The following is a 22,465-nucleotide window of genomic DNA, read 5'->3' as shown; positions in this document are numbered from 1 at the left end:
TGGCTGCCGGAGGGTGAACCATCTTTGCAGAGATTGATGCAGATTTAATCAAAACCACAAAGAACACGTCCTCGACGCCCTCACAGGAATGCCGCGGTTTTGCCCGGATACCGTGTGAACCTTACGTCAGACCGGCTTGTGCCAGCCCATAACTGCTGCCTAGTCTCGGCGTAAGGGAGATCGAATTAATGCAATCAGATGCCATGGGCTTTGCGCTGATCTATTTGTTAACACCAGCGGCGTTGATGTGGCTGGCACATCGGTCGGGTTTCGCCGCGCGATTGGGACCCATTGTCCTGTGTTACATCGCCGGGCTGCTGTTGGGATTGTCCGGAGCTCAGCCCGAAAGCGTTTCACCGATCCGGGACACGATCATCGAGGCCAGCCTTGGACTGGCCTTACCTCTATTGCTATTTGCCGTAGATTTGCGCGCTTGGGGACGCATCGCCGGATCCGCATTGCTGTCCATGGGGTTGGCCATCGTTTCTGTGGGTGTGATTGCGACGGTCCTGTTTCTCCTCTTCAGTGCTGGCGGCACGGAAGAAACTGAACAGCTGTCTGGTATGGCGGTGGGCATGTATACCGGCGGTCTGGCGAATATGGGGGCGATCAAACTGGCCCTGGATATCCCTGAGGGTCGATACCTGCTGTTTGCCACAATGGATACGGTTGTTGGCGCCGGGTATCTGCTGTTTGTTTTGACACTCGCACCTGTCGTCATGAGCCGTTTTCTGTTGCCCTTTAATGGGTCGCGCGAAGGAGAGCCCGTTGCGTCAGAAACTGCCAACCCGGCAAAACGAAATTGGGGCGCTCAGGGTCTGATCGCCATCGCCGGTGCCGCGCTTTGTGTTGGCGCGTCATCAGCGCTCGCTCCGATGATGCCATTCGCTGAACCTCAGATTATGATCATCGTGCTGTTGACCTCATTTGGCATTCTAGGATCCCTGACGCCTACATTGCGCCAAAACGCAGCTGCACCGCATATCGGAATGTATCTGCTGTATGTGTTTTCGTTCAGCGTTGCCGCCTCGATGGATCTGGCCACCGTGAGCACCGTGAACCTGTCAGTGCTGGGCTTTGTGCTGATCGCGACCTTCGGCAGCTTCACGCTGCATGCGGTATTGGCGCGGCTGGCGGGCATCGACCGCGACACATTCCTGATCACATCAGTGGCCGCGGTCATGTCACCCGCTTTTGTGCCGATGGTATCGCGCAGCCTGCGCAACCCTGCGATCTTGATGTCCGGAATGGCGACCGGCATTCTGGGCTTTGCCATAGGGAACTATCTGGGCATTTCGCTGGCTCTGCTACTGGCTGGGAAAGGATAGAACATGGATCATCTGACACTGCCCGAAACAGGCCGGTCCGAAGATGAAGTCTTAGACCAACTCAAATCCTTCGCTGAGAACGACCCGAATTACCGTGACGGACGCACATGGAGCCTTGTTTACCATCTGGATGATGACCATGACGCCTTCACGGCCAAAGCCTACAGTGCGTTTTCCTCGGCCAACGGCCTCAACCCGGCTGCTTTCCAGAGTCTGAAGCGAATGGAAAGCGAAATCATTTCGACAATGGCCGGTCTGCTGCATGGCGGCCCGGACACATGCGGCGTCGTCACCGCAGGCGGCACCGAAAGCTGCCTGATGGCAGTGAAAACGTACCGCGACATGGCGCGCAAGCAGCGCAAGGTGACCCGACCCAACATGATCCTGCCCAAAACCGCACATGTCGCTTGGTTCAAAGCGGCAGAGTATTTCGGGGTCAAAGCGCGGCTGCTGCCGATGACGTCAGACTATGCGACCGATATCTCAAAGCTAAAACGCATGATCAACGCGGGTACGGTGATGATCCTTGGATCCGCTCCGGAGTATCCGCATGGCACAATCGATCCAATTGCCGACATGGGCGCATTTGCGCAGTCCAAGGGCATTCCGCTGCATGTTGATGCCTGCGTCGGGGGACTGATCCTACCATTCATGGAGCGCAACGGCATTGACCTGCCCGATTGGGATTTCAGTGTGCCGGGTGTCACATCGATTTCAGCTGATCTGCACAAGTACGGCTATGCGGCCAAAGGGGCTTCGACGATCCTGTACCGCAACCTCGAGTTACTAAAGCACCAGATGTTTGTCTGTCAGGACTGGCCCGGCGGCGTTTTTGCCTCACCGGCATTGCTGGGCACACGCCCCGGCGGCGCCTATGCGGCGGCATGGGCCGTCATGCAAAAGCTAGGGGTTGATGGATACCGCCGCTTGGCGCAGGACACGTCCAAGGCCGTTGAAAATCTGAAGGCGGGCATTACCGCGATCGACGGGCTTCGCATTCTGGGCCAGCCTCAGGGCCCTTTGCTGGCCTACGGCTCGACCGATCCAAAGCTGAACATCTACGCCGTAGCGGATCAGTTGGAACAAGCCGGTTGGAGCATCAACAGGGTGCAAAACCCCGACGGCATTCACTGTATGGTGACCGCAAAACACCTACACGTCGCCGACGCGTATCTGGCAGATCTGGCACAGGCCGTCACCACGGTTCGGGCACATCCCGAGCTGGCAAAGACCGGTGGTGCCGCGACCTATGGCATGATGGCACATGTCCCGCTGCGCGGGATGGTCAAATCCAAGGTACTGGATGTATTTGCAGAGATGTATCGGGCCGGCGGTGGTTCCTTGCGACTGGACAACAGTAAATCCCCAAACCTGTTGGAACGCGGCATGGCCCGTTACGTGCAATGGAAGGCCCGGCGCAGTTAATCCTTGAGGTAGGTTCTGTAGGGGTGCGCTGTCCGGTTGCGGTATTTGACTGTCAGATCCAACGGCGCGTCGTTTTCGTCGTAAATCCCAACGATCACGCCCCTGCCCCGGCTTTTCGTCCGCATCTCGATCAGTTGCTGCTCGGATCGAGTGGTGCGCTGTGACGCCCTGCGCGTCCAGGTAAACAGGTGATCGTACATCTCTGAAATCACCTCGGCATGATCCGAGCTATCGCCCAGATCATTCAATTCATCGGGGTCATTTTCCAGATCAAACAGGATCGGACGGTGGCCGCCTTCACAATGGATCAACTTCCATTTCTTGCTAGCAACCATGAACATCACCGCATCCCGGACCGAGGCATTCAGCAAATCCGCAACCGGCGAGGCCGAATAGTCGTATTCGCAGATCACGACATCCCGAGGGGTCTCAGTCGCCCGCCCTCGCAAGATGGGTGTCAAAGAGTGCCCTTCCAGGATGTGCCCAGCAACCTCGCCCCCAGCGACATCGACGAAAGTGGGCGCCAGATCGATGGATTCGACCAGCGCATCGCTGACCGAGCCGCGTGTCGCATCCGCCTCGGACGACGGGTCATAGATGATCAAGGGCATCTTGGTGGATGCGTCATGGAAGAAGGTCTTTTCCCCCATCCAGTGATCACCCAGGAAATCGCCATGGTCCGACGTAAGCACGATCATTGTGTCGTCCATCCGCCCGGTTTGTTCCATCCAGTCAAACAAGCGGCCCATTTGGTCATCGGCCTGTTTGATCAGACCCATATAGGCTGGGATCACCGCATCGCGCACGTCCTGCCGAGAGAAAGCCTGCCCCACTTTGGTGTCCATGAAAGCCTTGAGAACCGGATGGGCGTTCTGGCGTTCACCCTCAGATCGAACCACCGGCAGGACATCCCCTGCCCCGTACATCGAGGCATAGGGCTCTGGCACCACATAAGGCCAATGCGGCTTGATAAAGCTCAGGTGGCAACACCATGGGCCTTTGTGAGTTTCCATAAACTCCATGCCACGGCCGGTCAGATAGGGCGTTTCACTGTCTTCTTCGGCGATATTGGCGGGCTCGGCTGAATTTTTCAGAAACCACCCGGACAGAACATTCCCGTCAGCATCCAATCCTGAATTTGCAAAGTCGTGCCAGGGGTTGTCGCTTTGATACCCCTTGGACTTGAGGAATTTGTTGTATTCCTTCGCACCATCCGGGTCGTAGTAGCCATCCGGCCCCTCAGGCAGCATACCGTCATCCCGTTCGAAAACATCAAACCCACATTCAGCAACCCGCGCGCCGATCAGACTGTCCGGTTCCAGGCCCAGCCGCGCCATGCCTTCGGCGTCAGCGCGCATATGGGTCTTGCCGACCAGCCAGCAATCCATACCGGCCTGACGCAGGTGATCGCCCATTGTTATCTCGCCCACTTTCAGCGGGATACCATTCCATGACGCGCCATGTGAATGCACATAGCGCCCGGTATATGTGGACATGCGCGAGCTACCGCAGATCGGCGACTGGATGTAGGCGCGATTGAACCGAACGCCTTTAGCCGCCAAGCGGTCAATGTTGGGGGTCTGCAGATGAGGATGGCCGTAACAACTCAGGTAGTCCCAGCGCAGCTGGTCGAACATGATGAACAGGATGTTTTTGGCTTCGGCCAATTCTGCGTCCCCCTGAATAGTGTCAGGGACTTACTTAGCCAGTTTCGCTCTCAGAACGAAGCGCAAACTGATCTCAGGCCTGCCGTTCCATCTGTTGCAGCATCTTCTTGGCGCGCTTGCATTGCAGCTGATCCCGCAGCGGGCTGTCAGGGTCGACATCCTTTTGGCATACGACGCATTTGTCAGCGCCCGAGATCGCGTTCAATCCACCGCAGCTGCCTTTGATGGTTTTGCCCATCAACAAGACGCCCAATGACATGCCGACCATGATGATCATCAACAGGACAAAGGCCAGAATAAAGGTGCTCATCTCGGTTCCTACCTGTCAGTTGGTTCCCAAAGCGTCTTTGAACGCGGTGCTGTGTACTGTGATATAGGCATCTTTGCCGCCTGTCACATCCCGCGAGATGAAATACACAGCAAGTTTATGCTGTTCGGCAAGTTCCAGCCCTTTTTCCTGCCCCAGGGCAAGCATTGCCGTAGCCCAGGCATCGGCCATCATCGCATTGTCGGCCAAAACGGTGACCGATGTCGTATGATGGGTGATCGGGCGCCCGGTTTTCGGGTCGAGAATATGCGAATAGCGCACACCGTCCTCTTCGAAGAAATTCTTGTAATCGCCCGAACTTGCCATGCCTTGATCATCCAGAGAGACAATCAGTTGCAGGCTCTGCGCTCCCGCCTCGGGCTTTTCAATGCCGATCCGCCAGTCTTCACCCTTGTCATTCTGACCCTTGGCGACAAGATCACCACCAATCTCAACAAGGTAGTCATCGATACCAGCGTCACGTAGCGTTTCGGCGACTGCGTCGATGCCATAACCCTTTGCGATGGCAGACAGATTGATCCCGACGCTGGCGTCGGATTTTGCCAGGGTCTTCGCCTCTGGATCCAACGTAAGCAGTTTGCCCTGACCGACACCGCTTAGCGCGGTCTGAATATCGGCATCCAATGGCACCGGATCTTCCGGCGTGCGGGGGCCAAAACCCCAAAGCTCGATCAATGGCCCCAGCGTTACATCGAAAGTGCCATCGGTTTTCTGATGCACGTCATTGGCGGCAGCCATCACCAGAGCAAATTCCAATGAGATTGGCATCGGGTCCGTGCTGTCCGAGGCTGAAAAGGTCGAAACCTCGGAATTTGGGTCCCAGTTGGACATCTTGGCATTAACCTCTGCCAGCGTCTCCTCGACGGCAATGGCCAGCGCGGTTTCGTCCAGGTCTTCGCCGATTGCTGTCACATTGAACGTGGTGCCCATGGTTTCACCGGACAGGCGCACCGCGTCGGGTTCCTTGTCGAACAGGCAACCCGACACAAGTGTTACAAGGGCCAGCACAGGCATCAGACGCATTTGGCGGTCTCCTGGAAAATCCGTGCTCGGCGTATGCCAGCGCCCCCCGTCGGAGTCAAACTGCGATCAGAGCTTGAGCGGCACGAAGCCAAGCACCAGTAAACCAATCCCCGCCGGTATTCCAAACAGCCATGCCCGCTTTTGCCACCCGGGTGGTTGCTGTTTCCACGCCATCCGGAAGTTGTGGCCGCAAACCACCACCGCAAAGAAAATCACCACGGCCAGCGCGGGCGTAAGATACAGGTCGGTCAAAGACTTACGTTTCCTTTTTTAGCAACGGATTTCGCCGATCAGGGTAATTCCACCCTATACAGGTCATTTAGCTGCGCTAAGGTACAAGGGAAAGACATTGCACGTACAGGAGGAGATTGCCCATGGCCCCAAGCTCTTATCGGCCCCCGACCCGAGGCGACAAGGCGGGTGCTGGCACTTACAGCCAATCCACTGATTCCAACCTGTCGCACACCCAGACAACCGTGTCCAAGCTACTGGAAGGCAAAGGGGATGCGGTGTTTTCCGTGCGCCCCAATGAGACAATTCACTCGGTGGTCAACACCCTTAAGGAAAGACGGATCGGCGCGGTTGTTGTGACCGATCAGAACGGGACCCTGCAAGGCATCCTGTCAGAGCGTGACATCGTGCGACGCATGGCGGACACCCCGGGGCAAACCTTGCCGCAATCCGTGGAAGACCTGATGACAAAGGACGTTCGGTCCTGCACGCCAGACGATCTGCTGAATGATGTGCTGAAGACTATGACCGAAGGCCGTTTTCGCCATATGCCGGTTCTACGCGATGGCAATCTGTGCGGTGTCATCACGATTGGCGACGTCGTGCATTTCCGTTTGAAGGAACTGGAATACGAAGCCCTTCGCATGAAGCAGATGATTGTCGGTTAAAGCCAACCTTCCGCCTATGTACGCAGCCTCCTAAATCTGCATCACCCGGTTGAGGTGAACCGCACGCCGCCTTTGAAAATCTCGGCCGCCGTCAAGCGGCCCGTCACAAATGCGCCGGTATCCACAGACACGATCCCGTTGCGGGCGCGGGCATGATCGACAATCGTATGCCCATGCACCACCCACTGCCCATCCTGTCGGGGTTGGTTTGGAAACAGGGAATGGCCCCACAAACAAATCTGGCGCGGTTGGTTTGTAACCGGCTGCAACGGATCCAGCGCTGCATGTACAACGGTCACATTTCCACTGGTCCAGGTCAGCGGGCGGTCGGCAAGCCAACTTAGTAGATCCTGGCCCATCGCCTGCCGCAGCTGATCAGCGACCACAATAGCCCGATCTCCGACCGTGGCTTCGGCGATACCCGTAATGCCGAAAGAAGCCAGTGTCTTTACGCCCCCGTTTTGCAACCAAAGTCCGCCGACGCGCTTGGGGTCTTCGACAAACCGCAGCAACATCTCTTCGTGATTACCAAGCAGACAGATAACCCGCCCATGCGAGGATTTGCTCAGGTGATGCAATTGGCGTAAGACCTGCGCGCTGTAATCGCCACGATCGATGTAATCGCCGACAAATATCAGAGGGATATCGTCATCCAGCCTGGGCAACAGGGATTGCAACAGATCAAGCCGACCATGGATGTCACCAATGACGACAAACCGTTCGTCTGGCGCGATTTCAGACACTACCGCGTCCACGCCATGCGACGTGTTCTGCCCAAACAGCCCATTGATCCAATTCTTAACCATGCGGCTTCATCCCTACCCGGCCCAATCCCGGGCCACAATCGGCAAATTTTCGATCGCGTAAACCGGTTGACCAAAGCATACACGCGTCTGATATGGCAAGGCAGAAGGGAAAATACTCTTGACCTTGTCTTGGGGAAAGTATCCCTGATGTGCATATGGTTTGATTTGGGTTTGAGGGTTTTATGAAACGAGTATTGGTTACAGGCACTGCCGGCTTTATCGGGTTCCATCTGGCAAAACTGCTGCTGGCAGAAGGCTTCCGCTTGCATGGCTATGATGGAATGACAGATTATTACGATGTCGCACTGAAGCAAAGGCGCCATCAGATGCTGCTGCAGACACCAAATTTTTCCGCGACTGAAGACCTTCTGGAAAACCATGAACGCCTGATACAGATCGGTGATGAGTTTGAACCAGAGATCATCGTTCACCTAGCCGGGCAGGCTGGCGTGCGCTACAGCCTGGAAGAACCTCGTAGCTATATCGATTCAAATATCGTGGGCACATTCAACGTGATGGAGGTTGCCCGAACGCACAAGGTCGACCACCTGCTGATGGCCTCGACCTCATCCGTTTACGGCGCGAATGAGGACATGCCCTTTACCGAGGTTGAAAAAGCCGACACGCAACTGACCATCTATTCCGCCACAAAAAAGGCGAATGAATCGATGGGCCACTCCTATGCGCATCTCTGGGATTTACCAACAACCATGTTCCGGTTCTTTACCGTTTACGGTACCTGGGGCCGACCTGATCTGGCGCTCTACAAGTTTGTTGATGCGATTCTGGATGGCCGCCCAATCGACATTTACAACCATGGCGACATGTATCGTGACTTCACCAACGTGGAAGATCTGGTTCGCGGGATCAGATTGTTGATCGATACACCGCCGGTTCGGCCCGCAAGCGCCGATCAGATCGAAGAAGGCGACAGCCTGTCCCCGGTCGCGCCGTATCGCGTCGTCAACATCGGCAATGGTGACAAGGTGCGCTTGATGGACTTTGTCGAAGCCATCGAAGAAGCGGTCGGCAAGGAAGCAATCCGAAACTACATGCCGATGCAAATGGGCGATGTTCCGGCAACTTGGGCGAATACAGACCTGCTGCAACGCCTGACTGGCTATCGTCCGCAGACCGATTTCAAAGACGGGATCGCGCGGTTCGTCGAATGGTTCCGCGACTATCACGATAAATGACCAAAGAGAGCTGAATGCTGGACACAAACCCCAAGTCGCGGAAGATCGCAGTCATAGGGCTGGGCTATGTTGGTCTGCCCTTGGCCGTGGCTTTTGGCAAGATCGGTCCTGTAGTGGGGTTCGACGTCAACGCCTCTAGGATCGACGCCCTGCGCGCGGGCGAAGACGCGACGCTGGAGGTCGAGCCAGAGGACTTGACCGCAGCTACAGGCTTGACGTTTTCGACCAAAGCCACCGATCTGGCCGAGTGTGACACCTATATTGTCACGGTCCCAACCCCGATCACTGCTGGCAAACAGCCTGACCTCACACCATTGCTCAGCGCGTCGGACACGGTGGGCCGCGTGTTGAAGCCCGGCGATTTGGTGATCTACGAATCCACCGTCTATCCCGGAGCGACCGAAGAGGATTGTGTCCCGGTGCTGGAGCAGGTCTCTGATTTAATGTTCAATAGGGATTTCTTCGCGGGCTACAGCCCGGAACGGATCAACCCCGGCGACAAGACACACCGGATTTCGGATATCTGCAAAGTGACCTCTGGCTCAACACCAGAAGTAGCCGATCTGGTGGACGCGCTGTATGCGCAGATCATTTCTGCCGGAACCCACAAGGCCGAAAGCATCCGCGTGGCCGAGGCCGCAAAAGTCATCGAAAACACCCAGCGCGATCTGAATATCGCTTTGGTCAATGAGCTGGCGATGATTTTTGGTCGTATGGACATAGACACCGATGCAGTGTTGCGGGCGGCGGGTACCAAATGGAACTTTCTGCCTTTCCGGCCTGGTCTGGTTGGCGGGCACTGCATCGGCGTTGACCCCTACTACCTGACATACAAGGCCGAGGCTGTCGGGCATCACCCTCAGATCATTCTGGCCGGACGGCGTCTGAATGACAGAATGGGCAGCTACGTCGTTTCGCAACTGGTCAAACAAATGGCGCGCAACGGGATTAATGTCGGCGCGGCGCGGGTTCTGGTCATGGGCCTGACCTTCAAGGAAAACTGTCCCGACCTTCGCAACACTCGGGTGATCGATATCATCGAGGAACTACAAAGCTACGGCGTCTCGGTGGATGTGCACGACCCGCATGCCGATCCGAAAGCGGCGGAAGCTGAATACGGCTTATCTCTGTTAGACCAACCTCATGAAGGGGCCTATGACGGCGTAGTTCTTGCGGTGGCACATCAGGAATACCAAGCACTCGACCCAGAGCAGTTTCGATCTTATGGCAAACCAGTCAGTGTGGTTTTCGACATCAAATCTTGCCTGCCGCGCGATGCCAGCGACCTGAGATTGTAGGGCACAGGCCCCAAAGCAATAAAACCGGCGCTAAATGCGCCGGTTTTTTCGTTTACCCGCCGAAATCGTCGAGCATGATATCTTCGCGGTCAACGCCCATATCAAGAAGCATGTTGATGACCGATTGGTTCATGATCGGCGGGCCACACATGTAATACTCGCAATCCTCGGGCGCTGGATGGTTTTTGAGGTATTCATCGAACAGAACATTGTGGATGAAGCCAGTATAACCTTTCCAGTCATCCTCGGGCTGCGCATCAGACAAGGCTACATGCCACTCAAAATTCGGGAATTCCGCAGCAAGCTGGTCGAAATCCTCGACAAAGAACATCTCTTTCTTCGATCTAGCGCCGTACCAGAATGTGATCTTGCGATCTTTGTTCTTCAGGCGCTTGAGCTGATCAAAGATATGGCTGCGCATGGGGGCCATACCGGCACCACCACCAATGAACACCATTTCCTTTTCCGTTTCGCGGGCAAAGAACTCGCCAAACGGCCCCGAGATGGTGACCTTGTCACCCGGTTTAAGGTTGAAGATGTAGGACGACATCTGACCCGCCGGAATACCTTCTGACCCCGGAGGCGGCGACGCCACCCGGACGTTCAGCATGATCATGCCTTTTTCATCCGGGTAATTGGCCATCGAATAAGCGCGTTCAATTGGCTCTGACACGACCGAGTCATACTGCCACAGATTGAACCGATCCCAGTCTTCGCGGTATTCCTCTTCGACGTCGAAATCGGTGTATTTCAACTGGTGTACGGGTGCTTCGATCTGGATATAGCCACCCGCGCGAAAATTAACGTCTTCGCCTTCGGGCAGGTCCAAAGTCAGCGCCTTGATGAAGGTCGCCACATTCTCGTTCGACCGAACCGTGCATTCCCACTTCTTGACGCCAAAAACCTCTTCAGGAACTTCGATGTCCATGTCCTGCTTGACGGCGACCTGACAGGACAAGCGGTCGCCGCAGGCGGCCTCGCGCTTGGTGATATGGCCCTCCTCGGTTGGCAGGATAGACCCACCGCCAGAGTGGATGCGCACGCGGCACTGCGCGCAGGTGCCACCGCCGCCGCAGGCGGACGGAACGAACAGCTTTTCGGCCGCCAGTGTCTGCAGAAGTTTGCCGCCAGCGGGAACCGAAACCGTCTTCTCGCCATTGATAGTGATATTGACATTACCCGTCGACACCAACCGCGAGCGCGCGGCCATGATGATGGTCACCAGCCCCAGAACGATAAGAGTGAAAAGGATGACGCCTAAGCTAAAAGTTTCCATTGGCCCCTCCTTACAGTTTCACGCCCGAGAAGGACATGAAGGCCATCGCCATCAATCCCGCCGTGATGAAAGTAATGCCCAGACCCTGCAAGCCATCCGGAATGTCAGAGTACTTCAGCTTTTCTCGAACCCCCGCCATCGCGGTGATCGCAAGCGCCCAACCAAAGCCCGAGGACAGACCATAGGTCGTCGCTTCGGCAAAGTTGTAGTCACGTTCGACCATGAACAGCGAGCCGCCCAGGATGGCGCAATTCACCGTGATCAACGGCAGAAAGATCCCCAGTGCGTTGTAGAGAGGTGGGAAGTATTTATCGAGGATCATCTCGAGGATCTGAACCATCGCTGCGATCACACCGATATACGAGATCAAGCCAAGAAATGTCAGATCCACATCCGGGAACCCAGCCCAGGACAGCGCACCCGGTTTCAACAGGTAATTCAACAGAAGATTGTTCGCAGGGACGGTGATTGCCTGCACCACCATCACCGAAATGCCCAGACCAAGCGCCGTGGAAATCTTCTTGGACACGGCGATGAAGGTACACATGCCAAGAAAGAAGCTGAGCGCAAGGTTTTCAACAAAGATGGCCTTTACGGCCAGGGACAGTAGACCTTCCATCAGTGCGCCTCTACCTGCTGGATTTTGTATTCACGTTCTTCGACCTGGTTTGGTTTCCATGTGCGGAAGGCCCAGATGATCAGCCCGATGATGAAGAATGCCGAGGGTGGCAGCAGAAGCATGCCGTTTGGCACGTACCAGCCACCATTGTTCACGGTCTCAAGAATGGTCACACCGAACAGCGACCCGGCTCCGAACAGCTCGCGGATGAAACCCACAAGCAGCAGGATCAGACCATAGCCCATTCCGTTGCCCGCCCCGTCGATGAAGGATGCGACGGGCGGGTTCTTCATCGCAAACGCCTCGGCACGGCCCATCACGATGCAGTTGGTGATGATCAGGCCTACAAAGACGGACAGGGTTTTTGAGATCTCAAACGCATAGGCCTTAAGGATCTGGTCAACCAGGATCACCAGAGAGGCGATAATCACCATCTGAACGATGATCCGGATTGATCCGGGGATCTGATTGCGCAGGCATGAGATGAAGAAAGACGAGAAGGATGTCACGAAGATCACCGCCAGTGCCATCACTGCCGACACCTGCAATGACGAGGTGACCGCCAATGCCGAACAAATGCCCAGCACCTGCAAGGTGATCGGGTTGTTGTCGACAAGCGGGTCGACCAGAAGCTCTTTCCTTGTCTGGGACATCAGAACTCTCCTGCTTGCAATTTGCCAAGGAAGGGGCCGTAACCGGCATCGCCCATCCAGAATTTCACAAGGTTGTCGACACCGACCGAGGTCAGCGTCGCCCCGGCCAGCGCGTCGATGTAGAAATCGGGGCCGGCGGCGGGTTGTGACTTGGCGACAGTGATCTGCAAGTCGCCCGCGTCATCCCGCAGCTTTTTGCCGTTCCACAACGCTTTCCAACGCGGATTATCGACCTCGGCCCCAAGGCCGGGCGTTTCACCGTGCTGATAGAACTGAAGGCCATATATGTCGTTGCCGTTGTTTTCCAACGCAATAAAACCATAAAGCGTTGACCAAAGACCATATCCTTGTATCGGCAGGATCACCTTATCCAAACCGCCAGCGTCGTCACGCAGCAGATAGACCACGCGGTATTTGGCCTTGCGCCCAATCCCCGCCGGATCGTCATCCAGAGCGACGCTCAGTTCAGGATCGCTTGCGGCAGCAATATCGTCAAATGTAGCCGGGTCAAATTGGTCATCGACGAAATCGCCGGTCGACAGTTCCAGAACATGTGGTTCGAAGGCGGCAAAGGCTTCGGTCACATCAATCCCGGGTTCATAGACGCCCGCGACTTGCAGGACGTTGACTTGTTTGTCTTTCAGCCGGTTGGCCTCTTGCACCGGGCGCAAGCTAACGGCGGCAGCCGATACGACCATCGACGCAACAAGGCAGACTGCAACGGCAACAAAGATCGTCTTGCCAACAGAATCCGGCGAGGCCGCCAGAAACCGGGCGATCGCGCCCCTTGGTTCAGGGGATTGCGTATCAGACATGGCGACGCGCCCTCCGTTTGATGTTTGCCTGCACAACGAAATAGTCGATCAGCGGCGCAAAGACGTTGCCGAACAGGATTGCCAGCATCATGCCTTCCGGGAAGGCCGGGTTGATCACCCGGATCATTACCACCATGACACCAATCAACCCACCATAGATATAGCGTCCCAGATTGGTATGGCTCGCCGAAACCGGCTCGGTCACCATGAAGGCCAGCCCAAAAGCATACCCACCCAGAACCACGTGCCAGTACCACGGCATCGCGAACATCGGATTAGTGTCAGATCCGATCAGGTTCAGCAGCAAGGTGAAGCCGATGGTTCCGGCCAAACAGCCCACGATCAGACGAAAGTTGGCGATCCTCGTCATCAGCAGGAAGGCCAGCCCAACCATACAAGCCAATGTCGATGTCTCACCAAAGCTGCCTTGTATCTGCCCGAAGAAAGCACTCGACCAGGTGATCCCATCTGCGGCCAGGGCCTGCACGCCATCGGCTGCGGACATAGCCAAAGCCGTCGCGCCCGAGAACCCGTCAACCGGTGTCCAAACAGCATCGCCGGACATGTTGGCCGGATAAGCGAAATACAGGAACGCCCGACCCACAAGCGCGGGGTTGAGGAAATTCTTGCCGGTGCCGCCAAAGACTTCCTTACCAATCACAACGCCAAAGATGATCCCCAGCGCCACCTGCCACAGGGGTGCAGTTGCCGGCATGATCAGCGTGTAAAGCATCGAAGTGACAAGAAACCCTTCGTTCACCTCGTGGCCGCGCACGGTGGCAAAAATCACCTCGAAAATACCACCAGCGACCAGTGTGACGATGTAGATCGGCAGGAAATACATCATTCCGTGCAACACATTGGCAATGATGCTGCCCGGGTCCAATGACACACCAAAGGCCTGCAGGATCGCAATTCGCCAACCGGTTGCCGCGTCAGGCCCCAGCGCTGCAATAGCCGAGTTCGCCTGGTAACCCGTATTGTACATCCCCCACAGGATACATGGGATCGTCGCGATCACGACATAGGTCATGATCCGCTTCATATCGATGTATGACCGCGCATGTGGCGCGACGGTGGTTACTGTTTTCGGAGTGTAGATGAAACTTTCGACCATCTCGTAGATGGGGAAATACTTCTCGTACTTGCCGCCCTTGGTAAAGTTCGGCTCGATCCGGTCAAAGAAGCTGCGCAAACCCATTTGGATCAGCCCTCCTTTTCAATCTTGGTCAGGCAGTCGCGCAGCGCCAACCCGTATTCATATTTTGCCGGACAGGCAAAGCCCACGAGGCCCAGATCCTCTTCGTCCAGCTCCAACGCGCCCAGGGCCTGAGCACTATCGGTGTCCATCACCAGCATCGCACGCAGCAATTGCGTCGGCAGGTAGTCCTGCGGCATCAACTGCTCAAACGTCCCCGTTGGCACCATCGCACGACGCCCACCATTCAGGTTCGAGGTGAGCGCATACAGTTTCTTGGCAAAAGCCGAGCCCAAAACAGGCTGCACGGCAAACTTCGACGGCATGGGACGAATCCAGCCCATTGGGATCTGATCGTGATCTTCGCGGATAATGGTAATCTGACGCGCAAACCGTCCCAGATAGGCGGTTGGTCCATCCGCATGGCGTCCGGACAAGATCGAGCCCGAGATGATGCGCGCCGATCCGTCAACATCGATCTCATCACGGGTCAGATCCTCGGTCGAGGCGCCCAGAACAGTGCGGATCAAACGTGGCTGACGTGCCCCCGACCCCGTCAATGCGATCACGATATTCGGATCCAGATGACCTGTCTGAACCAGACGACCAACTGCAATTACATCCTGATACCCAATGGTCCAGACCTGGGTGTTACCGGCCAGTGGCCGGAGGAAATGGATATGCGTCCCGGCCAGCCCTGCCGGATGCGGGCCCGAGAAAGCTGCGGCTTCGACACCCGCAACGTCGGCCCCCGGAATGGTATCGCCGTCCTTGTGACACAAATAGGTCGTGCCCTCGGTCAGTTTGGCAATTGCACCAAGCCCGGCGGCAAAGTCATCCCCGGCATCCGCGATGATGACTGCGGCATCAGCGGACAAAGGTTCGCTGTCCATTGCAGTCACAAAAATCGCGGTTGGTTTTGTCCCCGGTTCAGGCATCTTGGAATACGGCCGTGTGCGGAAAGCGGTCCACAACCCGGCCGCACAGAGTTTTTTGGTCACGCCCTCGGCTGTGCCTGCATCGCCTACGTCAGAAAAATCGACACCCGCATCATTCGGGTCAGAGACCTCAACAACGACGCTTTGAAGAACCCGGCGTGCGCCACGGTTTATTGCAACGACCTTGCCGCTCAGCGGCGCGACCATCATCGCCTGTGGTGCGTCCTTGTGGCAGAACAATGGTGTTCCCCGCCGAACCTCATCACCTTCCTGTACCAGCATGCGCGGCTTCAGGCCCAAATAATCCGACCCAAGCGCAGCGATGCTGGAAAACTCCGGCCCCGGCCGGATAGTCTGCTCAGGGGCACCCTGAATCGGCAGCTCCAACCCTTTTTTCAGTTTGAAAGTTTGCATGTCGCTACGGTCTTCCAAGCCTCGTTCCTGCGTCCGCTATTTGTCGCCTTTCAGTCTTGGGCATCAAATAGTGCGAATTGTCTCGCCATCCGGTCCGTGAAAGCGTCACAAACCTGCCGATATCCGCTCGCGTTGTTCCAATCACGGACCCTTTACGCGCGGACGTCCTAAAACGCAAACCTGTTACCGCGCAAATCAGCACAACAAAGTCACTTTATCCTGAACTCGCAGCGACGCGACCAAAATAGCACAAAAAAAGCGTGTCGCGCCTGATTTACTTCCGGTGTAAGCAACGGGGATGAACACTTCAGACAGTTTTGAAATCTTTTTGGTGGCCACACCCGGTCTCGAAGCGCCTTTGTGTGAAGAGGCTAGCCAAAACGGATTCGCCGAGGCCCATAAGGTCGCCGGAGGCGTCAGTTGCCGCGGGGATTGGCCCGAAGCCTGGCGTGCCAACCTGTGCCTTCGCGGAGCGAATAAGGTATTGGTACGCATAGGAAGTTTTCCGGCCGTGCACCTAGCGCAGTTGGACAAACGGGCGCGCAAATTTCCATGGTCAGACTTTCTACGCCCTGACATACCGATCAAAGTCGAGGCCACGAGCCGCAAATCCCGCATTTATCATGCAGGCGCGGCCCGGCAGCGAATTGAAAACGCTATATCCGAGACCCTTAGTGCCCCAATTTCTTCTGACGCCAAGCTACGCGTCCTGCTACGTATCGAGAAAGACCTGTGCACCTTTTCCATCGATACCTCAGGTGAACCGCTGCACAAACGGGGCCACAAACCGGCCATAGCCAAGGCCCCTATGCGTGAGACCATGGCTGCCATGTTCCTACGAGAATGCGGGTTTGACGGCACTGAACCGGTGGTGGACCCTATGTGCGGCTCGGGCACATTTGTGATTGAAGCGGCCGAAATCGCGTTGGGTCTGCGACCCGGACGCTCGCGCCAGTTCGCATTCGAGGATCTGGCCAGCTTTGACGCACAAGTCTGGCAATCATTGCGTCAGGACACCCCGCCCCCTGAGATGACCCTTCGTTTCTACGGCTCGGACCGAAACTCAGGCGCCATCGAAGCCGCCAGCGCTAATGCCGCTCAGGCGGGGGTCTCCCATGTGACACAATTTGCCCAACGCGCCATCAGCGACATTAAACCCCCGGAAGGCAAGGCCGGTCTGGTGATCGTTAACCCACCCTATGGCGCACGGATCGGGGATGAAAAGCGCCTGCGGTCTTTGTATGGCAGTCTGGGCAAAGTCCTTATGTCACGGTTTTCCGGTTGGCGCGTCGGCATCGTAACCAGCAACCCGTCCCTCGCCCGATCGACGCGCCTTCCGTTACTCCCAACCGGGCCGGTTGTTGATCACGGAGGCACAAAAATAAAACTGCACAGAACCAGCGCGTTGCCGTGATTGCGCACTGTCATAGGCCGAACTGACAAATGAACTCTGGCGGAGGTTTGCAAAATCTCAGGCCCGGAAATCGACTTGCGCATCCCAATTGCCGGGTATAGATCACCCGCCACGGTCGGAGTGTAGCTCAGCCTGGTAGAGCACTGTCTTCGGGAGGCAGGGGTCGGAGGTTCGAATCCTCTCACTCCGACCAAGTTTTCAAGTTGCCCGATCGCGCCTTTAGTGTTTTCAGGACAGTGATCCGAGGTTGTTAAACCTGAGCATCAGTCGAACTCTAGGACGCTAGCAGCCTTACGCAGGTGCTCCGGGCTGTAGCGCGCATTAATGGACGCGGTGATCCACGAATCTGAATGGCCGAGAAACTGTCCAATCTCCTCGATCGAGATACCTGCCTATGCCATATGAACTGCCGCGATGTGCCGCATAACGCGCGGTGAAACATCCGCCAGTCGAAGAGCATCATCGTCCTTCTCGACGGTCTGGCATTGCATGGAAATGAGCGCAAGGCCGACCACCTTGTGGGTGCGCCGCTCTGATGTGACGAGCTTCTGGCGAGCATGAATGACGGCCTGACAAAGTTGGCTCGTCGTCAGGCCCTCGGTTTAAGGTAGTTCAGGCTTTCCTTGAGGATCGGCTTGTCCAGTTCAAGCTGGGCCACGATCTTCTTGAGCCGGGCGTTCCCTTCTCCAGACTACGCAACTCCGAAAGCTGCGATCTACCCATACCTCCGAACCGTCGCTGCCAGTTGTACTAAGTCGCATCACTGACGCCGACACCGCGGCAAGCCATGCGAACATCGTCGCCATCGGCCAGCTTCCGTTCAATCTCACGCTGCAGCTTCAGAATATCTTCGTCCGAGTATTGCTTTCGAGCCACCTCCTCTTCCCCTTTCTAAGCCAAAGTAGTGGCCCAGTTTTGGGGGAAAAGGCACAATCGGTTGTTTTCATCCGGCTTCTTGGTCATCTCTATCCTCTCGGAAATGACGCAACACACGCTGAATATCTTAGTTATAGCGATGGTCCGTTTGGGAATGTGGCGGGAAACGCCTGATATGTTCAACACCTTTCTTTTTTGTTGAACACGTAGTATGTTCAACAAAGTAACCTTTTGTAGAACACGACGCCAACATGACGTTCAAGCGACATTCATCCATCGCCCAAGCCGCTTATCACGACCTGCTGCGATCGCTTAAAGACGACGCTGTTTCGGATATCCGAGGCACACCAACACATGTCTCACGCAATGGGAAAGTCTACTGGTATGACACATACCGGGTCGGCTCTGACGTCAAGAAGCGCTATATCGGCGAGGACAGCGAGGAACTCCGGGCCAGGCTTGAGCAACATCAGCAACTCAAAGCCGAAGCCGATGAGCGCAGGAAGAACCGAACCCGGCTTGTGCGCCTTCTCCGGGCAGAAGGCTTCCTAAACCTGGACGCTGCAACAGGCAGCCTCATGTCGGCGATGGCAGCGTCTGGCGTATTTCGCCTTGGAGGCACCATCGTAGGCACCCATGCCTTTCGTCTCTACGAGGGAGAATTGGGTGTCCGATACGGCCTAGATCTGATGGCGCATACCGATGACATCGACATCGCTAGCTTCTCCCGCCTCTCCCTCGCCCTTGAGGACGCCGCCACACCGCCGCTCGAACAGGTCTTCCGGGACTTTTCATTTGTGCCTCAGCCCAGCCTGCAGGCTGACAAGACTTGGCGCTGGAAACAAACACGCAGCGATACCCTGGTCGAGTTCCTGACACCGTCCTTTGGCGAAAAAGAAGGCGTGCGCGAATTGCCCGCGCTCGGCGTAGATGCGCAAGGTCTGCACCATCTGAACTACCTCATCGCCGACCCGATCAAGGCGGCTGTGACCTATCGCAGCGGCGTCATGGTGCAGATCCCGCAACCCGAGCGCTATGCCATCCACAAGCTGATCGTCGCGGATCGCCGGCGCGGCGGGGAGAATGCACTAAAGTCGGAAAAAGACCGGCGCCAAGCCGCCTTTCTGATTGAGGTGCTGGCCGAGGATCGTCCGGACGAATTGCGTGAAGCCTATGAAGATGCCCGGTCCCGCGGGCCTAAGTGGCGAGCGCGGATAGACGCCACGTTGGGGCGTATGCCGGAGACGCGGCACCTTTTGGATCGTGTTTGTTCAGATTGAAGCCAGGAACGTGCGCAATGAAACCGCAACGTTATTTCGGGACTGACTGCCACTGAAGCGCAGAGACTGACACCAGAAGCCCTTGTATTAGGCTCGTGATCGATTGATTTCCGTTGTTCTGCATGGTTCACCGCCGCAAAAACAGGCGGTGAACGTGTCTGTTTTTCTGGTTGGCAGCCTGCAGAAGGTCGGATCGCTTATTGGGGACCGCGGTTACGACGCCGACTTGTTCAGAGAAGCGTTGAAAGACAAAGGGATACGTGCCTGTATCCCCAGCCGGAAGCAACGCAAATCGACTATCCGATACGACAAGCGGAGCTATTAAAAACGCGACAGGATCAAGATAATGTTCGGCAGGCCCAAGGATTGGCGGAGGGTTGCGACCCGCTACCACTGATGCCCGAAGGTCTTCCTGTCAGCAATCGCGCTTACCGCTCTCGTCACCTATTGGGTATGAGTCCTGAGCCTAGTAGTGCCTGATCCCGTTCACATTCAAGTAAATCGAGTAAAGCGAACTGGTCGCGGTAACAAACAATCTGTTCAGCTTGGCGCCACCGAAACAGACATTTGAAACGATTTCAGGTATGTGGATTTTCCCGATCAAATCCCCTTCGGCGTTCAGGCAATGCACGCCATCAGCGGCCGAGCTCCAGATTCTGCCGCCGTGGTCCAACCGAAAACCATCAAAGAAACCATTGGTGCATTCCGCGATAACACCGCCGCCAGACAAAGACTTCCCATCGCCACGGACCGAGAATTTGCGGATGTGTGATGGTCCATCTGGCATGTGTGTACCACCAGTATCCGACACAAAGAGCGTATTTCCGTCCTGCGAAAAAGCCAATCCGTTTGGTTTGACAAAATCTGTTGCGACCGCAGTCACCTCGCCCGTATCAGAGTCGATCCGATAGACGTGGCAAGCCCCAATCTCGCTTTCGGCGCGCTCGCCTTCATAGTCCATCATGATCCCGTAGGACGGATCTGTGAACCAGATTGAGCCATCAGATCTAACGACAACATCGTTTGGAGAGTTGAGCCGTTTGCCCTGCCAAGCGTCAGCCAGAACTGTCATCGAGCCATCATGCTCCGTGCGGGTGACCCTACGGGTCAGATGCTCGCACGAGACGAGACGTCCTTCGCCGTCAACCGTGTGACCGTTGGTGTTGTTGGCCGGTTCGCGAAATACTGAAACCGAACCATCCGTCTCATCCCAACGCATCATCCGGTTGTTGGGTATGTCGGACCAGATCAGATAGCGACCAGCCGCAAACCAAGCAGGTCCTTCGGTCCAACGTGCCCCGGTCCATAACCGCTCGACGCGGGCATGCCCGATGAAACATGCCTCGAACTCTTTTTCGATGACCTCAAAGCCAGTGCCTTCCAAAACACCAAACATCACTCTGTTCCTTCCTCTGAGGGGGAAATCATTTGATCTCCGGGCCTTACGGTGCCCCAACCCATTTTGTGCCTTCGATTGCCCGGCAGGTCGGGACCCGGCCCCCAAATGGCTTGATATGTATCATGCGCCCTGCCAGAAAGTTGCAAAAAAACGGCAATCGCGATCAAGCCCAACCAATAACCATTGATCATGACCCACATCCAGCGTGGCGCATTCGACGACCATAACCCGCTTAGGATCGTTATTGCCCCGAGAACCAGCGCTAGATAACCCAAAGTTCTATGAATGTGCTCGAACGCCACTCGCCAAGGCGTCATATCATAGTGATCGCCAGAAAGGCTGCCGTCCTCTGCCGGCGCGGTCGGGCCACCTTTGGTGCCCCGGAAAACGCCCAATACAACTTGCAACGTGCCCAGAGCAAGCACGATATACCCCAAGATACGATGCAACCATGCGTCGGGTCGCCCACCGGAGCTACTAAGCACAAGTCCAAGCCCAACAAGTGACAGCGCATACGCGAGTGTCTGGCCTTTCCAGTGACACAACCACCACACCCGGTTGTCCAGTTCCTGAGGCCAGTTCTGACCCGGGAGTATCTTAAAATAGCGTGCTGCTAAGATTGCTGCCGGGCATATCACGCCCCAGGCAATCACCATGCACCGAGCATGCCAGGACAAAAAGAAACCGACATCATGCCCTCGCGTTGGATCAATCGGTGAAAGCAACCACTCGATCATCAGCCTTTCACGGCCCCCGCTGTCATTCCAGTAATGATCTGTCGCGATGCAACAAATGTGAAAATAATGGGCGGTACTGCCAGCAACATTCCTGTGGCCATGATCACGCCCCAGTCGATGTCATATTCGGTGATCGAGTTAACGATTGTCACAGGTACCGTTCGCGTCGACCTTCCCAGCAGCGCGTTGGCCAGGAGGAACTCGTTCCAGGCAATACGGAATGTAAATATCGCCGCAGCCGCAAGCCCGGGTTTGATGATCGGCAAAACAACCAGAAAGAATACCTGAAGCGGGTTGGCACCATCCATTCGCGCCGCCTCTTCCAGCTGGATTGGAACCTGCACGATAAAGCTCTGCAAGATCCAGATGACAAACGGCAGGTTCATGGCCGTATAGACCAGAATGATCCCTGTGTAGGATTGATCAAGATGGTACTGAAACGTCCAGATGCCAAAAACCGGAACCAACAGCACAGCCGGCGGCACCATGCGCATCATCAGCGTTGTGATGGACACCGCTCCGCGACCCATGAAGCGAAACCGAACCAAAGCATAAGCGGCCATGCAACCAATCAGTAAGGTGATCCCCGTCGAGATTGTCGCCACGATCAACGAGTTGCGAAGAGCCCGCCCGAAAGTTGGATCGCAGTATTGCACATGGTCAGGATCGTACCACAGCACGTCGCACAAAACCGTTTCATAATTTCTGATCGTCGGCGTGAAGAAAAAGGCTGAAACGCTTTCATCATAGATGTCGACGTTCATTTTGAACGACGTCGCCAGCATCAAAAGGATCGGCCCCACTGACATGACGACCAATGCAGCGAGCAAAGCATAGAAGGCCGGGTTTTGTTTTTCGATTTGCGTTGCCATGATT

The 22,465-nt window shown here is 56.0% G+C and carries 22 protein-coding genes, 1 tRNA gene and 1 pseudogene; 9 read left to right on the top strand and 15 right to left on the bottom strand.

Going from position 1 to position 22,465, the window contains the following annotated elements; translation table 11 throughout:
- The first annotated feature begins 188 nt into the window (after positions 1 to 188).
- A complete protein-coding gene (locus tag Q1B13_RS11730) occupies positions 189 to 1,328 on the top strand; it encodes a DUF819 family protein (RefSeq protein WP_299080406.1) in 1,140 nt (379 codons plus the stop codon).
- Positions 1,329 to 1,331: 3 nt separating this feature from the next.
- Positions 1,332 to 2,753 (top strand): aspartate aminotransferase family protein, encoded by a 1,422-nt coding sequence (locus tag Q1B13_RS11725; RefSeq protein ID WP_299080409.1) that lies wholly within the window; start codon positions 1,332 to 1,334, stop codon positions 2,751 to 2,753.
- Here the strand turns inward: Q1B13_RS11725 and Q1B13_RS11720 are convergent.
- The 4 genes from Q1B13_RS11720 to Q1B13_RS11705 form a co-directional block, all read right to left on the bottom strand.
- Positions 2,750 to 4,420, bottom strand: coding sequence for a sulfatase-like hydrolase/transferase (locus Q1B13_RS11720; RefSeq protein ID WP_299080412.1), 1,671 nt, complete (start codon positions 4,418 to 4,420; stop codon positions 2,750 to 2,752). The genes Q1B13_RS11725 and Q1B13_RS11720 overlap by 4 nt on opposite strands.
- A 73-nt stretch (positions 4,421 to 4,493) precedes the next feature.
- Positions 4,494 to 4,730 (bottom strand): (Na+)-NQR maturation NqrM, encoded by a 237-nt coding sequence (gene nqrM / locus Q1B13_RS11715; RefSeq protein ID WP_120631329.1) that lies wholly within the window; start codon positions 4,728 to 4,730, stop codon positions 4,494 to 4,496.
- 15 nt (positions 4,731 to 4,745) lie between these two features.
- Positions 4,746 to 5,771 carry an FAD:protein FMN transferase gene (locus Q1B13_RS11710; protein WP_299080421.1) on the bottom strand — a complete coding sequence of 342 codons (1,026 nt, stop codon included), beginning with the start codon at positions 5,769 to 5,771 and terminating at the stop codon, positions 4,746 to 4,748.
- 66 nt (positions 5,772 to 5,837) lie between these two features.
- Positions 5,838 to 6,023 carry a hypothetical protein gene (locus Q1B13_RS11705; RefSeq protein ID WP_299080424.1) on the bottom strand — a complete coding sequence of 62 codons (186 nt, stop codon included), beginning with the start codon at positions 6,021 to 6,023 and terminating at the stop codon, positions 5,838 to 5,840.
- A 122-nt stretch (positions 6,024 to 6,145) separates the two neighbouring features.
- Here Q1B13_RS11705 and Q1B13_RS11700 point away from each other — a divergent pair, with 122 nt between their 5' ends.
- Entirely contained in the window at positions 6,146 to 6,670 is a 525-nt protein-coding gene (locus Q1B13_RS11700; RefSeq protein WP_299080426.1) for a CBS domain-containing protein, read from the top strand.
- 41 nt (positions 6,671 to 6,711) lie between these two features.
- Here the strand turns inward: Q1B13_RS11700 and Q1B13_RS11695 are convergent, their stop codons facing one another.
- Entirely contained in the window at positions 6,712 to 7,476 is a 765-nt protein-coding gene (locus tag Q1B13_RS11695; protein WP_299080429.1) for a metallophosphoesterase, read from the bottom strand.
- 182 nt (positions 7,477 to 7,658) lie between these two features.
- Here Q1B13_RS11695 and Q1B13_RS11690 point away from each other — a divergent pair, with 182 nt between their 5' ends.
- On the top strand, positions 7,659 to 8,672 hold the full coding sequence (locus Q1B13_RS11690) for a GDP-mannose 4,6-dehydratase (RefSeq protein WP_299080432.1): 1,014 nt from the start codon (positions 7,659 to 7,661) through the stop codon (positions 8,670 to 8,672).
- A 14-nt stretch (positions 8,673 to 8,686) separates the two neighbouring features.
- Positions 8,687 to 9,970 carry a Vi polysaccharide biosynthesis UDP-N-acetylglucosamine C-6 dehydrogenase TviB gene (tviB, locus tag Q1B13_RS11685; RefSeq protein WP_299080435.1) on the top strand — a complete coding sequence of 428 codons (1,284 nt, stop codon included), beginning with the start codon at positions 8,687 to 8,689 and terminating at the stop codon, positions 9,968 to 9,970.
- A 52-nt stretch (positions 9,971 to 10,022) separates the two neighbouring features.
- On the opposite strand, the gene nqrF is transcribed toward tviB, so the two are convergent.
- Genes nqrF through Q1B13_RS11655 form a run of 6 tightly spaced genes read right to left on the bottom strand, consistent with a single transcriptional unit; the run spans position 10,023 to position 15,883 of the window.
- The gene (gene nqrF, locus Q1B13_RS11680) at positions 10,023 to 11,246 is read right to left on the bottom strand and encodes an NADH:ubiquinone reductase (Na(+)-transporting) subunit F (protein ID WP_298935139.1); all 1,224 of its coding nucleotides are present in this window, start codon (positions 11,244 to 11,246) and stop codon (positions 10,023 to 10,025) included.
- A gap of 10 nt (positions 11,247 to 11,256) precedes the next feature.
- Positions 11,257 to 11,865, bottom strand: coding sequence for an NADH:ubiquinone reductase (Na(+)-transporting) subunit E (gene nqrE / locus Q1B13_RS11675; RefSeq protein ID WP_120631335.1), 609 nt, complete (start codon positions 11,863 to 11,865; stop codon positions 11,257 to 11,259).
- Positions 11,865 to 12,518, bottom strand: coding sequence for an NADH:ubiquinone reductase (Na(+)-transporting) subunit D (locus Q1B13_RS11670; protein ID WP_120631336.1), 654 nt, complete (start codon positions 12,516 to 12,518; stop codon positions 11,865 to 11,867). The genes nqrE and Q1B13_RS11670 overlap by 1 nt, the downstream gene beginning before the upstream one ends.
- On the bottom strand, positions 12,518 to 13,333 hold the full coding sequence (locus Q1B13_RS11665) for a Na(+)-translocating NADH-quinone reductase subunit C (protein WP_299080437.1): 816 nt from the start codon (positions 13,331 to 13,333) through the stop codon (positions 12,518 to 12,520). Before Q1B13_RS11665 ends, Q1B13_RS11670 begins: the two co-directional genes overlap by 1 nt.
- Entirely contained in the window at positions 13,326 to 14,534 is a 1,209-nt protein-coding gene (locus tag Q1B13_RS11660) for an NADH:ubiquinone reductase (Na(+)-transporting) subunit B (RefSeq protein ID WP_299080443.1), read from the bottom strand. Before Q1B13_RS11660 ends, Q1B13_RS11665 begins: the two co-directional genes overlap by 8 nt.
- A 5-nt stretch (positions 14,535 to 14,539) precedes the next feature.
- Entirely contained in the window at positions 14,540 to 15,883 is a 1,344-nt protein-coding gene (locus Q1B13_RS11655) for a Na(+)-translocating NADH-quinone reductase subunit A (RefSeq protein ID WP_299080549.1), read from the bottom strand.
- Between the two features lie 298 nt (positions 15,884 to 16,181).
- Here Q1B13_RS11655 and Q1B13_RS11650 point away from each other — a divergent pair, with 298 nt between their 5' ends.
- The gene (locus Q1B13_RS11650; RefSeq protein WP_299080446.1) at positions 16,182 to 17,297 is read left to right on the top strand and encodes a class I SAM-dependent RNA methyltransferase; all 1,116 of its coding nucleotides are present in this window, start codon (positions 16,182 to 16,184) and stop codon (positions 17,295 to 17,297) included.
- A gap of 116 nt (positions 17,298 to 17,413) precedes the next feature.
- Positions 17,414 to 17,490, top strand: a tRNA-Pro gene (locus Q1B13_RS11645).
- Positions 17,491 to 18,047: 557 nt separating this feature from the next.
- On the opposite strand, the gene Q1B13_RS11640 is transcribed toward Q1B13_RS11645, so the two are convergent.
- A complete protein-coding gene (locus Q1B13_RS11640) occupies positions 18,048 to 18,173 on the bottom strand; it encodes a hypothetical protein (RefSeq protein WP_299080449.1) in 126 nt (41 codons plus the stop codon).
- Between the two features lie 251 nt (positions 18,174 to 18,424).
- On the opposite strand from Q1B13_RS11640, the gene Q1B13_RS11635 reads away from it, so the two are divergent.
- Both Q1B13_RS11635 and Q1B13_RS11630 read left to right on the top strand, forming a co-directional pair.
- Positions 18,425 to 19,453, top strand: a complete 1,029-nt coding sequence (locus tag Q1B13_RS11635; RefSeq protein ID WP_299080452.1) for a GSU2403 family nucleotidyltransferase fold protein — start codon at positions 18,425 to 18,427, stop codon at positions 19,451 to 19,453.
- Positions 19,454 to 19,649: 196 nt separating this feature from the next.
- Positions 19,650 to 19,850, top strand: a pseudogene (locus Q1B13_RS11630) (transposase); the annotation flags it as partial.
- A gap of 69 nt (positions 19,851 to 19,919) precedes the next feature.
- Here Q1B13_RS11630 and Q1B13_RS11625 read toward each other — a convergent pair.
- Genes Q1B13_RS11625 through Q1B13_RS11615 form a run of 3 tightly spaced genes read right to left on the bottom strand, consistent with a single transcriptional unit; the run spans position 19,920 to position 22,461 of the window.
- Positions 19,920 to 20,849, bottom strand: a complete 930-nt coding sequence (locus Q1B13_RS11625) for an SMP-30/gluconolactonase/LRE family protein (protein WP_298935145.1) — start codon at positions 20,847 to 20,849, stop codon at positions 19,920 to 19,922.
- Positions 20,849 to 21,589: a cytochrome b561 domain-containing protein gene (locus tag Q1B13_RS11620; RefSeq protein WP_299080455.1), complete on the bottom strand. Its 741-nt coding sequence runs from the start codon at positions 21,587 to 21,589 to the stop codon at positions 20,849 to 20,851. The genes Q1B13_RS11625 and Q1B13_RS11620 overlap by 1 nt, the downstream gene beginning before the upstream one ends.
- On the bottom strand, positions 21,589 to 22,461 hold the full coding sequence (locus tag Q1B13_RS11615) for a carbohydrate ABC transporter permease (protein WP_299080458.1): 873 nt from the start codon (positions 22,459 to 22,461) through the stop codon (positions 21,589 to 21,591). Before Q1B13_RS11615 ends, Q1B13_RS11620 begins: the two co-directional genes overlap by 1 nt.
- Positions 22,462 to 22,465 lie beyond the last annotated feature (4 nt).

Source organism: uncultured Ruegeria sp. (assembly GCF_947489545.1).
Taxonomy (GTDB): Bacteria; Pseudomonadota; Alphaproteobacteria; order Rhodobacterales; family Rhodobacteraceae; genus Ruegeria.
Note: the sequence above shows the minus strand (reverse complement) of the source record. Positions and strands in the feature narration are given on the sequence as shown.